10 protein-coding genes are annotated in these 14,202 nt (G+C 68.8%); 5 read left to right on the top strand and 5 right to left on the bottom strand.

The window, feature by feature from the left end; genetic code table 11:
* Window positions 1-48: 48 nt before the first annotated feature.
* Window positions 49-2,712: a cellulose binding domain-containing protein gene (locus tag ACWC1K_RS13255; RefSeq protein WP_450830969.1), complete on the bottom strand. Its 2,664-nt coding sequence runs from the start codon at window positions 2,710-2,712 to the stop codon at window positions 49-51.
* A gap of 223 nt (window positions 2,713-2,935) precedes the next feature.
* Window positions 2,936-5,854: a glycoside hydrolase family 48 protein gene (locus tag ACWC1K_RS13260; RefSeq protein WP_450830971.1), complete on the bottom strand. Its 2,919-nt coding sequence runs from the start codon at window positions 5,852-5,854 to the stop codon at window positions 2,936-2,938.
* Window positions 5,855-6,138: 284 nt separating this feature from the next.
* Here ACWC1K_RS13260 and ACWC1K_RS13265 point away from each other — a divergent pair, with 284 nt between their 5' ends.
* Entirely contained in the window at window positions 6,139-7,608 is a 1,470-nt protein-coding gene (locus ACWC1K_RS13265; protein WP_450830972.1) for a cellulase family glycosylhydrolase, read from the top strand.
* 45 nt (window positions 7,609-7,653) lie between these two features.
* Window positions 7,654-9,384 carry a glycoside hydrolase family 6 protein gene (locus ACWC1K_RS13270; protein ID WP_450830973.1) on the top strand — a complete coding sequence of 577 codons (1,731 nt, stop codon included), beginning with the start codon at window positions 7,654-7,656 and terminating at the stop codon, window positions 9,382-9,384.
* A gap of 31 nt (window positions 9,385-9,415) precedes the next feature.
* Here the strand turns inward: ACWC1K_RS13270 and ACWC1K_RS13275 are convergent, their stop codons facing one another.
* On the bottom strand, window positions 9,416-10,189 hold the full coding sequence (locus ACWC1K_RS13275; RefSeq protein WP_450830975.1) for a phytanoyl-CoA dioxygenase family protein: 774 nt from the start codon (window positions 10,187-10,189) through the stop codon (window positions 9,416-9,418).
* A gap of 137 nt (window positions 10,190-10,326) precedes the next feature.
* On the opposite strand from ACWC1K_RS13275, the gene ACWC1K_RS13280 reads away from it, so the two are divergent.
* On the top strand, window positions 10,327-11,229 hold the full coding sequence (locus tag ACWC1K_RS13280; protein ID WP_450830977.1) for a class I SAM-dependent methyltransferase: 903 nt from the start codon (window positions 10,327-10,329) through the stop codon (window positions 11,227-11,229).
* Window positions 11,230-11,291: 62 nt separating this feature from the next.
* Here ACWC1K_RS13280 and ACWC1K_RS13285 read toward each other — a convergent pair whose 3' ends face one another.
* Window positions 11,292-11,987 (bottom strand): glycoside hydrolase family 75 protein, encoded by a 696-nt coding sequence (locus ACWC1K_RS13285; RefSeq protein WP_450830978.1) that lies wholly within the window; start codon window positions 11,985-11,987, stop codon window positions 11,292-11,294.
* 204 nt (window positions 11,988-12,191) lie between these two features.
* On the opposite strand from ACWC1K_RS13285, the gene ACWC1K_RS13290 reads away from it, so the two are divergent.
* Window positions 12,192-12,803: a hypothetical protein gene (locus tag ACWC1K_RS13290; RefSeq protein WP_450830980.1), complete on the top strand. Its 612-nt coding sequence runs from the start codon at window positions 12,192-12,194 to the stop codon at window positions 12,801-12,803.
* 94 nt (window positions 12,804-12,897) lie between these two features.
* On the opposite strand, the gene ACWC1K_RS13295 is transcribed toward ACWC1K_RS13290, so the two are convergent.
* Window positions 12,898-13,734, bottom strand: coding sequence for an aldo/keto reductase (locus ACWC1K_RS13295; protein WP_450830981.1), 837 nt, complete (start codon window positions 13,732-13,734; stop codon window positions 12,898-12,900).
* A 300-nt stretch (window positions 13,735-14,034) separates the two neighbouring features.
* On the opposite strand from ACWC1K_RS13295, the gene pqqA reads away from it, so the two are divergent.
* Entirely contained in the window at window positions 14,035-14,184 is a 150-nt protein-coding gene (pqqA, locus tag ACWC1K_RS13300; RefSeq protein ID WP_450830983.1) for a pyrroloquinoline quinone precursor peptide PqqA, read from the top strand.
* Window positions 14,185-14,202: the final 18 nt, after the last annotated feature.

Below are 14,202 nucleotides of genomic sequence, written 5' to 3' on the forward strand. Positions count from 1 at the left end.
TCTGCCCTCCGCAACTCGAGGATCACTCCCGGCAACCGTTCGGCCCAGTCAGCCGACCGTGCAGGTCTGGTCGCCCAGCTTGAACGAGCTCGGTTTCGTGTTCGCCCCCGACCAGCTGCCCGTGAACCCGAAGCCCACGGACGAACCGGCCGCCACCGTGCCGTTCCAGCTCACGTTCCTCGCCGTCACCGCCGCGCCCGACTGGGTGTGGCCGGCGTTCCACAGCTGGGTGATCTTCTGGCCGTCCGCGAAGGTCCAGCCGAGTGACCAGCCGTTCCAGGCGCTCGAGCCCGTGTTGGTGAGCTGGACGTCGGCCTGGAAGCCACCCGACCACTGGTTGGTGATCTTGTAGGTCACGGTGCAGGCGCCGGTCGGCGTCGGGTCCGTGCCGCCGCCGTTGTCCCCGCCGCCGCCCGTGTCGGAGGTGTCGCCGTAGACGACACCCCGGCCGTTGGTGGAGACGTACACCCGTCCGTAGACACGCGGGTCGCCGGTGATCGCCCCGCCTGTCCAGCCCCACTGGTGGGCGTCGTCGTTGATACGGGTCCAGCTCGCGCCCTTGTCGGTCGAGCGGAAGATGCCGCGTACGCCGCCTACCTTGGCGCTGGTGTAGAGGGTCTGGTACGAGGCCCCCGTCGCCGCCTTGCCGAAGCCGATCGTGTCGGCCTGCTCGACGTTCGACAGCTTGGTGAAGCTCGCCCCGCCGTCCGTGGAGTGCCACAGCCCGTAGGCGCCGTCGGGGGCGCCGCCCGCGAGCCAGACGTCACCCTTCGTGCCGGGCAGCGCCTTGAAGCGCACGCTGTCGCCGCTGGGGAGGCCGGTGGCCGAGGACGCGGTGAAGGTCGCTCCGCCGTCCGAACTCACGTAGAACTTCCCTGACTTGAAGCCGTAGAAGGTCTTCGCGTCGACCCGGTCGGCCTCGACGGTCGCGCCCGCGGGGATGCCGCTCGACGCGGCCCAGGAAGTCCCGAAGCCGGTCGTGTACTGCACGCCGGTGCCCGCGGGGCTCCACACGAACCGGCTGCCGTCCGAGGCCGCGGCCACCGTCCCGCCGCCGGAGACACCCGAAGGGTCCGTACCCGCGAACCAGTCGGCCCCGTTGTCCGTGGAGAACGCGATGTGCGGACCGGAGTCGAGGTCGCCGACCCGCACGACCGTGTTCGGGTCGGTCTCCGCGAAGTCGAGACTGGTCGTCGTGGTGAAGGTCGGCGAGGTGAACATCATCGAGGGGACCTTGGTCAGGTCCGTGTGCCGGAAGCCGCCGATGTCACCGAGGGCGCTGAACAGCTGGGCGCCGCCCGACGGGGGAGATGCGAGATCGTTGACGGCCGTCTCCTCCAGCCCCTGCACCATGGGCTTCACGGTGAACTGGCCCCCGCTGTCCCACTTGGTGAGGTTCTCGGTGCCGTAGAGGGTCGCCCCCGTGCCGTACATCATCCGGTCCGAGTCGAACGGGTCGATCTCCAGCGACTCCGTCATCCAGCCGAGTTTCGGGGCCTGTTCGGGAGGTGAGGGGTTCGCGTTGAACGTCAGCCAGGGCGACGACGAGACGTCGATGGTGTAGCGGTTCGAGCGGCTCGGGTACGAGGTGTAGTCCCAGGCCTTCGTCCAGGTGCCGCCGCTGTCGGTGGAGCGGAAGATCTGGGTGTCCGGCCACCAGGAGCTGTACGCGGTCGTCATCACCGTGCCGGGACGCTGCCGGTCGATCGTCAGTCCGCTGAAGCCGTAGGACGTGTCGGCCTCGGCGACCGGGCTGATGTCGGTCCAGGTGCCGGTCGCGGTGGCGTACCGCCACAGCCGGCCCTTGCCGCCGTCGTAGGGGCCGCCCTTGTCGCTGTAGGCGAGGTACAGATAGCCGTTCTTCGCGTCCAGCACACCCTTGTGCGCCAGATATCCCGTCGGCTGCCCGGACAGCCGGGTCCACGTGGCGCCCGCGTCCGTCGACCGGTACACCGCGTTGTCCTTGTCGGCGACCCCGACGTAGATGTTCTTCGTCGCCGTACCGGACGTACCGGTGGACTCGTCGAAGGTGACCCAGACGATCCCCTGGTTGTCGGAGGCGTATCCGCTGGTGTCGCTCGGATCCTGCACGTAGTTGCCGACGTTGGGGAAGCCGGTCACCTGCGACCAGGTCGCACCGGAGTCCGTCGACCGCCAGAGCCCCTTGCCGCTGGGCGCGCCCAGATACAGCACGCTGTCCTTGTGCGGGTCGATCGCGAGCCGCTCGCCCATGCCCCGGCCGGGCATGTTCCCGCCGAGCTTGAACGGCAGATCGGTCTTCCGCCAGCTTGCGCCGCGGTCGGCGGACCGCAGTACGGCACCGTTCGTCGGGTCCCAGCTGTTGGTGTACGTGCCGACGGCCGCGTACACCTTGTCCGGATCGACGGAGTCGGAGGCCAGGCTGACGACCCCGGTGTGCCCCCACTGGTCCCAGCCGACCGAGTCCGTCAGCGGCGTCCAGGTCTTGGTCGCCTCCTGCCAGCGGTACGCGCCACCGATGTCGGTGCGGGCGTAGGCCAGGTTCTTCTCACTCCGGTTGAACACGATGCCGGGGACGAAGCCGCCCCCGTCGATCCGCGCGTTCTTCCAGGTGTACGTGTCCGCGGCGACCCTCACGTTCGGGGTGCTGCCGGAGGCGAGCGCAGGCGGTGTGCCCGCAAGCAGCCCGGCGGCGAGCGCGAGCACGGCAGTGAGGATGCGGGTTCTTCGCACGGGGGGTCCTTTCCGGGATGTGGGGACGGAGTGGGCCAGTGCCTTCTCCATGGCGCGCGAGTGCCGGGCGACCCCCCGTGCGGGTGGGGATCGCCCGGCGGTGCGGGAGCGCCCCTTGAGGGGCGCGGGACTGTGCTGGACTTGCGGCTACCGCCGCGCGGGCGCGACCAGCGACAACGGACCCGCAGTCAAGAACCGCCCACCCGCGGAGCGCCTCGCAGGGCTATTCCAGAAGCTCCGCGTACGAGCCCATGGCCAAGGCGATGTCCGCCTGGGCCCAGAACCGGTGATACGTGAACGACGGCGCCGCCCCGCCCGCCAGATACGCCTGGATCTTCGACCAGGCAGGGTCGTTCTTGTAGAACGACCGCAGCGAGGAGAACGTCGACGACGAGTTGATCGCGTCGCCGTTCGGCATCTTGCCGCTCCAGCCGCTCGGCACGTACACGCTGTCGTTGAACCGGCTGTAGTCGGTACGCGTCTCCGGCGCGGCGATGCCCAGGCTGTCCTGGTAGTTGTTCCACATGCCGTCCAGCAGGGCCTTCGCCGTCGACTTGGCGGTCGCGTCACCGGACTTGGCGCCGTAGTACGTCAGGACCTTGGCGTACGAGGCCGCCACACCCACGTCGTTGGTGTAGTCGGCGACGGTCACGTGAAGCCCGCTGTTGGACCCGGGACTCGACGCGTTCCAGGTGTCGGGCTGGCCCGACCACTGCAGCGTCGCGGGGATCCGATAGGTGCCGTCCGGGTTGATCGTGGTCTTGGACAGCGCCCACTTGACCCACTTGTCGAGGACCGCCTTGGCCTGCGCGTTCCCCGTCTGCTGGTAGTACTCGGCGACCCGCTCCATCGACCACGTCTGGAAGCCGAACCACTGGTTGGACGGCGGGTCGTGGTAGACGGGCTGCCAGTCGTAGTACATGCCGTAGAAGGTCGACGTCCCCGCCGGCGGAGTCGCGTACCGGCCCGCCCAGCTGTTGGTCGCACCGCCCGCGATGGCACCCTCGGACGACTGCAGCCACTGGTAGAACTCCAGCTGCCGTTGCAGCGACTTGGACCAGTCGGTCGCGCCCGTCGCCGACTTCGGCTTCAGGTCGGCGTAGGAGCTCAGCGCGTACGCGGCGAGCGGGTTCTGGTAGCCGCCGTGCACATGGCTGGAGCCGATGCGCCAGGCCCAGCCCGCGTTGGTGTCGGTGGCGCCGCCCCAGGCGTAGTACCAGGACAGCAGGTAGTCGGAGGCGTCCTTGCCGGTACCGGCCGGGCAGGTGGACGGGCCGACACAGTTGCCGATCTTCTTGAAGTACTTGTCGTACATCGCGTAGCGCAGGTAGTCGCCCATCTTCGCGGCCTTGCCCACGGCCGCGGAGACGTCCGCGCCCTTGCCCTGCTGCTTCGCCCACACATCCGCCCAGTACGCGGCCTGCACCGCACGCGCGTCGGCGTCCGGGGCGTCGGTGAACTTCCACTGCTTGGCGTAGGACGAGTCGCCGGTGAACAGGTCCAGGTACCCGTTCGTGCCGCCGTACTTGAAGGCGTCGCAGGTCGGCTGCGGCACCGTCTCCCAGACCGACTCCTGCGGCCCGCGCTGGAAGGTGTTGATGTACGACGGTCCCTTCGCCGTGGGACCGCCCTCGCAGGTGCCGCCCGGCGTGTTGCCGTAGCCGTAGACGTTGTCGACGTCCTGCAGCCAGTGCATGCCGTACACGTCGTCCGATCCGTACGCGCTCTTCAGCTCGCCCGCGATCGGATCGGAGCCGACCGAGACCGACGTGTCCAGCTTCGCCGGGTACTCGTTCGGGGTGTCCAGTTCGGGCGCGTAGGTCGCCGGCTTGGAGGCGCTGTAGAAGGAGCTGGTCGGCTGGTCGGCGTGGGTGGGGATCATGTACTTCTCCATGAGGGCCCACGCGCCGTTGAACTTGGACCAGTCACCGGTGACCTTGCCGTACATCGCCTGCAGCCAGAGCAGGTAGCTGTAGGCCTCCGACGTGGTCTCGTGGCCCTGGTCCGGCGCCTCGACGATCAGCGTCTCCACCGAGTGGTACGGGATGCCGTCGGGGGAGAAGTAGCCGTTCGCCGGGTTGGTGATCTTGCCGTAGAGATCCAGGAAGCGGGCGTCGTACGCCTTCGAGGCCGCCAGCTCCGTCACCGTGACCGTCGCCTTCGTGTACCCCGTCGCCGTCGACTCGAAGGACGCCGCACCGGTGCCGGAGGCGTCGGCGGTGATGGTCACCTTCTGTGCGGTGCTCCAGTTGGAGGGCGTGAAGGTGAGCGTGGCGCCGCCCGTGACCGACAGGCCGGAGGCGCCGCTCGCGCGGGCCGTCGTGACGGTCACATTGGCGCTCGGCTGCGTCGACAGCTTCACGTCGTAGGTGCCCGACTTCCCCTGCTGGACGCCCAGTTGGGTCGGCGAGGCCACCACGGCGGGACCCGAGGCGACCGTGATGCCGACGGGCGTCGACTCCGCGGACGCGCCCAGGCTGTCGTACGCCTTCGCCACCAGCGAATGACTGCCCACGGTCAAACCGGAGGCGGAGAGGCTGTAGGGCGCGCTGGTGTCCGTGCCCAGCAGGGTCGTATCGTCGTAGAACTCGACCTTGCTGATGGTCGCGTTGTCGGCCGCGGCGGCGGTGGCCGCGAGCGGGACCGGGTCGCCCTGCGTGTAGACCGCGCCCGCGGCGGGGCTGGTCAGCACGGTGACCGGCGGCTGGTGTGCGCCGGTGCAGGTGGTGCCGTTGATCGCGAAACCGGTGGGGGCGGCGTTGGTGCCGCTGTAGGTGAACTGTGCGCCGGTGGAGACCGCTGCGCCCGCGGCGATCTTCGCGTTGTACCCGGCGTCCTTCACGGTGACCGACTGACCGGACTGGGACCAGGTGCCGTTCCAGCCGTTGCTGAGCTTCTGGTTGCCGCTGTAGGCGTACGTCAGCGTCCAGCCGTTGATCGCGTCGGTTCCGCGGTTGGTGAGGGTGAGGTCGGCGGTGAAGCCGGAGCCCCAGTCGTTGGTCTTGTAGTCGACGCTGCACTGAAGTGCCGCCGCATGAGCGGGAGTCGTACCGGTGCCGAGCATGGTGAGCGGAAGAGCGAGGGCCGCCACCACGGCGGTCCACAACCGCCGCGCGGCTCTGTGTCTCCTGCTGGGCTGCATGTGCTGGTTCCTCCTTGCGGCTCGGAAAAAAGAGTGGGGGGAAGGGAGGAGCAACAAGCCTTGAACCAGTGGGAGCGCTCCCATAGTGGGGACGGGGGTGAGGGCGGTCAAGGTGCTTGAAGAGTCGAAAAGATTCGACGCCATTTAGCTGAGGGAAAGTCAGGAAAGTCTGTGACTCCCCTGTCCTTTGCCGTCACTTGGCGCTAGCTTCATGGACACCAGTGGGAGCGACTCCATCAGTCGACGCGTCCGTCACGGCGCGCCCGAACTGCAAGGACTCGCTCATGCGACACCCCCCGCGTTCAGGTCTTTTACTTGTTGCCGCCGCCATGGCCCTGGTGGGCACGGCGGTCGCACCGGTCGTCACGGCACAGGGAGCCACCCCCGCCTGCTCGGTGGAGTACTCCGTCACCAGCCAGTGGGACAACGGCTTCCAGGGCGCCGTGAAGATCACCAACAACACGGCAGCCATGAGCAGTTGGAGCCTCGGCTTCGACTTCGCAGGCGGCCAGAAGGTCAGCCAGGGCTGGAACGCCAAGTGGTCCCAGTCCGGTACGACGGTGACCGCGGCCAACGAGAGCTACAACGGCTCGCTGGCCACCGGCGCGAGCGTCAGCGCCGGATTCCTCGCCTCCTGGTCGGGGACGAACGCCGTACCGACGTCGTTCAAGCTCAACGGGACGACGTGCAACGCCGATACGGAGCCCTCCCCGCCCCCGACCGGGCCGCCCGCCGGTGGCACCGCGCCCGCCCTGCATGTCTCCGGGAACAAGCTGGTGGACGCCGACGGCAGGAACCGCCGGCTGCTCGGCGTCAACCGTTCCGGCGGCGAGTTCATGTGCGTGCAGGGCCGGGGCATCTGGGACGGCCCGGTCGACGACGCCGCGCTCAGGGCGATCGCCGACTGGAAGGCGAACACCGTCCGCATCCCGCTCAACGAGGAGTGCTGGCTGGGTCTTTCCACCGTCAAGCCCGAGTACGCGGGCGCCCACTACATCGCCGCCGTCAAGGACCTGGTGACCATGGCCGAGGCGCACGGTCTGACGCCGGTCCTCGATCTGCACTGGACCTACGGCCAGTACACCGGCAACTCGGCGGGCTGCTCCGACGTACACGCGACCTGCCAGAAGCCGATGCCCGACATGCAGTACACACCGTCGTTCTGGTCGTCGGTGGCGAGCACCTTCAAGGCCGACCCGGCGGTCGTGTTCGACCTGTTCAACGAGCCGTACCCGGACCGGGCGACCTCGACCACCACCCAGGCGTGGCAGTGCTGGAAGGACGGGGGCACCTGCCCCGGGATCGGCTACCAGGTCGCCGGGATGCAGGACCTCGTCGACGCCGTGCGCGGCACCGGCGCCAGGAACGTCGTCATGGCCGGCGGTCTGGCGTACTCGAACGACCTCGGCCAGTGGCTGACGTACAGGCCCACCGACCCGACGGGCAATCTCGTCGCCGCCTACCACGTCTACAACTTCAACTCCTGCGCGAACGAGAGCTGCTGGAACTCCACCCTCGCCCCGGTCGCGGCCCAGGTGCCGCTGATGGCCGGAGAGATCGGCGAGAACACCTGCTCGCACTCCTTCGTCGACCAGGTCATGAAGTGGTTCGACGACCGCGGCCTGTCCTACCTCGGCTGGACCTGGAACACCTGGGACTGCTCCTCCGGTCCCTCCCTGATCTCCAATTACGACGGAACCCCCACGTCGTACGGCACCGGGCTGCGCGATCACCTGCGCGCCATCAACCCGTAAGTCCCGTATCCCGCAATTCACGCATGGAGAAGGAAACCCGCACTCATGAGTCGTACCAGAACAGCGTTACTCGCCGCCCTGGCGCTGGTCGCCGGGACCGCCGGGACCGCGACGGCCTTCGTCCCCGGCGACGCCTTGGCGGCCTCCGTCCCCTGCACCGTCGACTACAAGGTGCAGAACGACTGGGGCTCCGGCTTCACCGCCGCCGTCACGGTCACCAACAACAGCGCCGCCAAGAGCAGTTGGGCGGTGAAGTGGTCGTACGCCGGCAACCAGAAGATCACCAACTTCTGGAACTCGAAGATCAGCCAGAGCGGGACGGCCGTCACCGCAGCCAACGAGAGCTACAACGGAACCCTCGCCACCGGCGGCTCGGTCAGCTTCGGCTTCCAGGGCACCTACGGCGGCAGCAACGCCGTCCCGGCCACCTTCACCCTCGACGGTGTGACCTGCAACGTCGACGGCGGTCCGACCGACCCGGGCCCGACCGATCCGGGCCCGACCGACCCCGGTCCGACCGGCCCGAAGGCCGACAACCCCTACGCCGGCGCCAAGGTGTACGTGAACCCGGAGTGGTCCGCCAACGCCGCCGCCGAGCCGGGCGGCAGCCGCGTCGCCAACCAGCCCACCGGTGTGTGGCTGGACCGGGTCGCCGCGATCAACGGCGCCGGCGGGAAGATGGGCCTGCGGGCGCACCTCGACGAGGCCCTGAAGCAGAAGGGCAGCGGCGAACTCGTCGTCCAGCTGGTGATCTACGACCTGCCGGGCCGCGACTGTGCCGCGCTCGCCTCCAACGGTGAGTTCGGTCCGACGGACATCGACAAGTACAAGACGCAGTACATCGACCCGATCGCCGCGATCCTCGCCGATCCCAAGTACGCCTCGCTGCGGATCGTCACCACGGTCGAACTCGACTCCCTGCCGAACCTCGTCACCAACGTCTCGCCGCGGAACACCGCCACCCCCAACTGCGACACGATGAAGGCGAACGGCAACTACATCAAGGGTGTCGGCTACGCGCTGAACAAGCTCGGTGACGTCCCCAACGTCTACAACTACGTGGACGCCGGGCACCACGGCTGGCTCGGCTGGGACGACAACTTCTCGGCGACGGTCCAGACGATCAAGCAGGCGGCGACCGCCGAGGGTGCCACGGTGAACGACGTCCATGGCTTCATCACCAACACCGCCAACTACAGCGCGTTGAAGGAGCCGTACTACACCATCAACGACACCGTGAACGGCACGTCCGTGCGCCAGTCGAAGTGGGTCGACTGGAACCGGTACGTCGACGAGCTCTCCTACGCCCAGGCCTTCCGCCAGGAGGCCGTGAGCCAGGGCTTCCCCTCGGGCGTCGGCATGCTCATCGACACCTCCCGCAACGGCTGGGGCGGCAGCGCCCGGCCGACCGGTCCCGGCGCCCAGACCGATGTGAACACCTACGTCGACGGCGGCCGTATCGACCGGCGCTTCAACACCGGCAACTGGTGCAACCAGGCCGGCGCCGGCCTCGGTGAACGGCCCAAGGCCAGCCCCGCGGCCGGGATCGACGCGTACGTGTGGATGAAGCCCCCGGGCGAGTCCGACGGTGCCAGCTCGGCGGTCCCGAACGACGAGGGCAAGGGCTTCGACCGGATGTGCGACCCGACCTACACGGGCAACCCGCGCAACAACAACAACATGTCCGGTGCCCTGCCGAACGCGCCACTGTCCGGCCACTGGTTCTCGGCGCAGTTCCAGCAGTTGATGCAGAACGCGTACCCGCCGCTGTCGTAGTGACCGACGGCTTGACCGACCCCGCCGGGGCCTACCCCTCCCCCCGGGCCAGGCCCCGGCGGATCGCGAACTCCACCGCCGAGTAGTCGGCGTCGCGCCGCTCCAGTTCCAGCGGCTCCCTCAGGTGCAGCGGCGGCTGCGCCATGAAACGGGGTCGGGTGCCGTGATGGGGCTGGGCGGCGTGCACCAGGAAGGGGTGACAGAGGTAGACGTCGCCGGGGCGGCCGGTGGCGTGGGCGAGCGGGCGGTGCGCGGAGGCGGCGTCCACCCGCGGGCCGAGCGTCATGAAGTCCGCGCCTTCGTCGCCGTACGGCGCCAGGACCGGTGGCACGTCCAGGTGGGAGCCGACCCTGACACGGGTCGGGGCGTCGTCCTCGGTCACCTCGCTGAACAGGAACAGCATCAGCAGGGCGCGATCCCTGGAGCGGAGATTGGTGTGCCAGAGCTCGGTGCCCTGAGGCAGATAACTGCCCTCGATGTGCCAGCCGGCGTCCTCCGGCTCCTCCTCGTGCGGGAAGCGCAACGGGAAACTGCCCAGTGAGTAGCGGGGGTCCCAGCGCCGCTCGCCCACCAGCAGATCGAACGCCATGTGCAGCACCGGTGTGTTGGCCGCCGCCGCGAACGGGCCCTGGGCCATTCCCCCCACCCACACCACCGGGTCCTTCCAGGTGCCGGGGTCCTCGGGGTCGTACCCCGTCTCCTTCCACAGCAGCCGCGCGCAGTCCTCGGCGACCCGTGGCGGAAACGCCCCCTCGATCTTCACGAACCCGTCGTCGAGGAACCTCTCCACCAGTCCGTCGTCCATCGGGCCATCGTCGATGACCCGTCAGGCACCGTGCACCTCATTTTTGCCGCCGGCTTTTGCCGTTACGGCAACCGTGCTGGCCGTCATGCGGTGCGTCGGAGCACGCTGGGTCGCACCCGGACGAGAGGCTGACCTCCATGGCGCAAGGACACCACCACGGACACCGAGAGCACGGTCACGGTCATCACCACGACCACACCGACATCGACTGGGCCGAGATGGCCCCGCTGCTGGAATCGCAGGCGGAGCTGTTCACGTCCCTCTACGAGCGGGCCATGACCTGGCTGACCGACAAGCAGACCGAACCCGGGCTGATCGTCGACGCGGGCAGCGGACCCGGTGTCGTCGCCTGTCTGCTCGCCGAGGCCTTCCCGGGGGCCCGGGTCGTCGCGGTCGACAGCTCGGCGCCGCTCCTGGAGCGGGCCCGTGCCCGTGCCGACCGGCTGGGGCTCGGCGATCGCTTCGGCACGCTGACCGGTGAACTGCCGGGCGTACTGGACGAGTTGGACTACCCCGCCGATCTGCTGTGGGCCAGCCGCAGCCTGCACCACATCGGCGACCAGCGGGCCGCCCTGGCCGCCTTCGCCGCGCGGCTCGCGCCCGGCGGCACCCTCGCGCTCATGGAGGGCGGTCTGCCCGCGCGCTTCCTGCCGCGCGACATCGGGATCGGCCGCCCCGGTCTGCAGGCCCGCCTCGACGTGCTGGAGGAGGAGTGGTTCGCCGAGATGCGCTCGAGCCTGCCCGGCGCGGTCGCCGAGACCGAGGACTGGCCGGCCCTGATGGCCGCCGCGGGCCTCAGGCCCACCGGCACCCGCACCTTCCTGCTCGACCTGCCGGCCCCGGCCAAGGACCGCGCCCGCGCCTATGTCGCCGCCTCCCTCTCCCGCCTCCGTGACGGCCTGGGCGACCACCTCGACGCCACCGACCGTGCCACCCTCGACCAGCTCCTCGACCCCGACGACAAGGCGAGCGTCCACCACCGCCCGGACGTGTTCGTCCTCGCGGCACACACCGTGCACACGGCCGCGCACGCCATGTGAGACAGCCCAACCGACCTGGACAGGACAGTTGGGCTGCCCTGCGGCTCGCGTGCGCCGTGGCCTCAGTTGTTCTGCAGGAACTTCTTCGCCAGCTGATCCCCCAGCGTGACCGCCGCGCTGTGGCTCTCGATGGGGGACACCTGCGAGTTCTTGAAGAGGATGTAGGTCACGCCGGAGTCGGCGCCGCCGGTCTCGGGGTTGCTGTCAATGCCGAGGGCCTGGGCGGTGGCGTACGAAGCCTCACCGATGATCTTCGTGGGGCCGGTGTCGCCGACGACGGCGTACTCGACCTTGTTGTTGTAGATCACGGCGACCACGCCGCCGCCCTTGATGCCGGCGCCGGAGTAGTTCCAGATGCTGCTGGAGCTGGGCACGACCACGTACGGCAGTGAATCGGCCTTGAGGGGCTTGCCGTTGGACTGGTGGAACGCCGTGTCGTCCTGGTACCAGGGGTCGGTGTTCTCATTGCACTTCGAGGTGCGCTGTCCGTCGCAGTCGATGTCCATGTCGGCCTTCCAGAAGACCGCGCCGTTCTTGCCGCAGACCGGGACCGTGGCCGACGTCTCGTCGTCCGTCTTGTACTTGCCGTGGGAGATCTGCTGACACGACGTCACCTTGGCGAGCAGGTCGGCCGCGCTGACCGAGCCCTCCTGGGCGGAGGCCGGCCTTGCCGTACCGGAGGCGTTCGCGGGGAGCACTCCGGCGGCGAGCAGTGCGGCCCCGGAGGCCGCGGCGAGGGTCAGTGTTCGTATGCGCACTGTGGGGGACCCTTCTGTTAGGAAAGTTTCCTTACTTGGGTGCCGTACAAGGTGGCCCTCTTTACGTGCCCCCGTCAACCCCTTGGTCCGGACTGCCGTGCCACGGGGCCGTATCCGGACCTGATTGCAGCGGTTTGCCCGGAGGAGAAGACTGGATGGACGGAATATCCAGATATGCGCCCGACTTCTGGGAGGCGAGGCGTCATGTTCGTTCGCACGGTGTATGCGACCGGGGATCCCGCGAAGGTCGACACGGCCATCAGGGCCCTGAACTCGCAGGGGCGGGATCTGCTGGAGGAGCGTCCGGGCTACCGCGGGGCCGGCATCTTCGTGGACCGGGAGCTCGGCAAGCTGCTGGCGGTGAGCTGGTGGGAGTCCGAGGAGGCCCGGCGCAACAGCGACGAGGTCATGCGTGAGCGGCGCGGCGCACTGCTGGAGCCGTTCGCGGCGACGACCGCCGTGGAGAACTACGAGGCGGTGGTCGTCCATCAGGTGCGGCAGCCGGAGGCGGGCGGCGGACTGCGGCTCACCAGGCTGGAGTTCGACCCGATGGATGCGGATCTGCTCGCCGAGACCTTCCGCGCTTCGGTGGTGCCCCGGCTCGACAGTCTGTCCGGGCTGGCCAGGACGTCCCTGCTGGTCGACCGGGAGCGCGGACGCGGTCTGGTCGGCGCCCTGTTCACGGACCGCAACGCCCTTGCCGCCTCCCGCGGGGCGCAGGCGGCGGCCCGGCACGAGGGTGCGGCCAAGGCGCATGTGACCGTGATCGGACTGGAGGAGTTCGAGGTCGTCCACGCGGATGCGCGCGTCGACTGACAAGTTCCGTGCGGGAGCCGGCCGGAGCGCCGGCTGCGGACACGGGTCGGCCCCCGCCGTGCGGCGGGGGCCGACCCGTGTACCGCGGCGGCCGTCAGGCCACGTTGAACGTCGACGGGTCCGGTCCCAGGCGTCGGTCCTCGTTGAGCGCGCTGATCGCCGCGAGGTCCTCGGTGTCCAGGCTGAAGTCGAAGACCTCGATGTTCTCCTTGATCCGGGACGGCGTCACCGACTTGGGGATCACGATGTTGCCCAGCTGCAGGTGCCAGCGCAGCACGACCTGCGCCGGGGTGCGGCCGTGCTTCTGGGCGATGGCGACGATCGCCGGGACCTCGAGGAGGCCCTTGCCCGAGCCGAGCGGCGACCAGGCCTCGGTCGCGATGCCCTGCTCCGCGTGGTACTCGCGGGCGGCGTGCTGCTGCAGGTGCGGGTGCAGCTCGATCTGGTCGACGGCCGGGATGACGGACGTCTCGGCGATCAGCCGCCGAAGGTGCTCCGGCTCGAAGTTGGACACGCCGATCGCCCGCACCCGGCCGTCGGCGTGCAGCTTCTCGAACGCCCTGTACGTGTCGACGTAGTTGTCCCGGGCCGGCGTCGGCCAGTGGATCAGGTACAGGTCGAGGTACTCCACGCCCAGCTTGTCCAGTGACGCGTCGAAGGCGCGCAGCGTGGAGTCGTAGCCATGGTCGCTGTTCCAGAGCTTGGTGGTGAGGAAGATGTCCTCGCGGGGGACGCCGGAGGCGGCGATCGCCCTGCCGGTGCCCTCTTCGTTGCCGTAGATCGCCGCTGTGTCGATGCTGCGGTACCCGGCCTCCAGCGCGGTGGCGACGGCCCGCTCCGCCTCGTCGTCCGGCACCTGCCAGACGCCGAAGCCGAGCTGTGGCATCTCGACGCCGTTGTTGAGGATGATCGGGGGGACCTTGCTGCTCACGAGCTCTTGATCCTTACGGTTGTCGTCAGGTGGTACTCCCATCGTCAACGATCACGGGCCGTCATGCATTCCTGACGGCAGAATCCATACGAACTGACCGATGAGTCAGTTGACGGTTCCGGGGATTGTCCGGAAATGCATCCGACGTCTTCGGTCCGGACCATTGACGCGAGCCCCTCCTCCCGCAACTCTGGATCGCGCCACCGACCGAGTTCATGAACTCGGTGCATGCATGTGAACTCCTTGCACCTGTCTGGGCCTCCCCAGCCCCCCACCCCTCAGGAAAGCAGGTACCGCCACATGAACGAGATGCTTTGCCGCGTCCTCCCTACGGAACGAACCCTCCCGGAGGAGCAAGAGACATCGGATGAAAACGCTTGGCAAAACCCTGGCTATCAGGTGGTGGAGACCGCTCTCGAAGTGACCGCCTACGCCCTCGGCGACCGTTGACCGGCCGCAGGGCGACCG

This window comes from Streptomyces sp. NPDC001492 (genome assembly GCF_053597275.1).

Coding starts and splice junctions, on each gene's coding strand:
- ACWC1K_RS13260 (WP_450830971.1), bottom strand. CDS start 5,854: ATGCAGCCCAGCAGGAGACACAGAGCCGCGCGGCGGTTGTGGACCGCC.
- ACWC1K_RS13265 (WP_450830972.1), top strand. CDS start 6,139: ATGCGACACCCCCCGCGTTCAGGTCTTTTACTTGTTGCCGCCGCCATG.
- ACWC1K_RS13270 (WP_450830973.1), top strand. CDS start 7,654: ATGAGTCGTACCAGAACAGCGTTACTCGCCGCCCTGGCGCTGGTCGCC.
- ACWC1K_RS13275 (WP_450830975.1), bottom strand. CDS start 10,189: ATGGACGACGGACTGGTGGAGAGGTTCCTCGACGACGGGTTCGTGAAG.
- ACWC1K_RS13280 (WP_450830977.1), top strand. CDS start 10,327: ATGGCGCAAGGACACCACCACGGACACCGAGAGCACGGTCACGGTCAT.
- ACWC1K_RS13290 (WP_450830980.1), top strand. CDS start 12,192: ATGTTCGTTCGCACGGTGTATGCGACCGGGGATCCCGCGAAGGTCGAC.
- pqqA (WP_450830983.1), top strand. CDS start 14,035: ATGAACGAGATGCTTTGCCGCGTCCTCCCTACGGAACGAACCCTCCCG.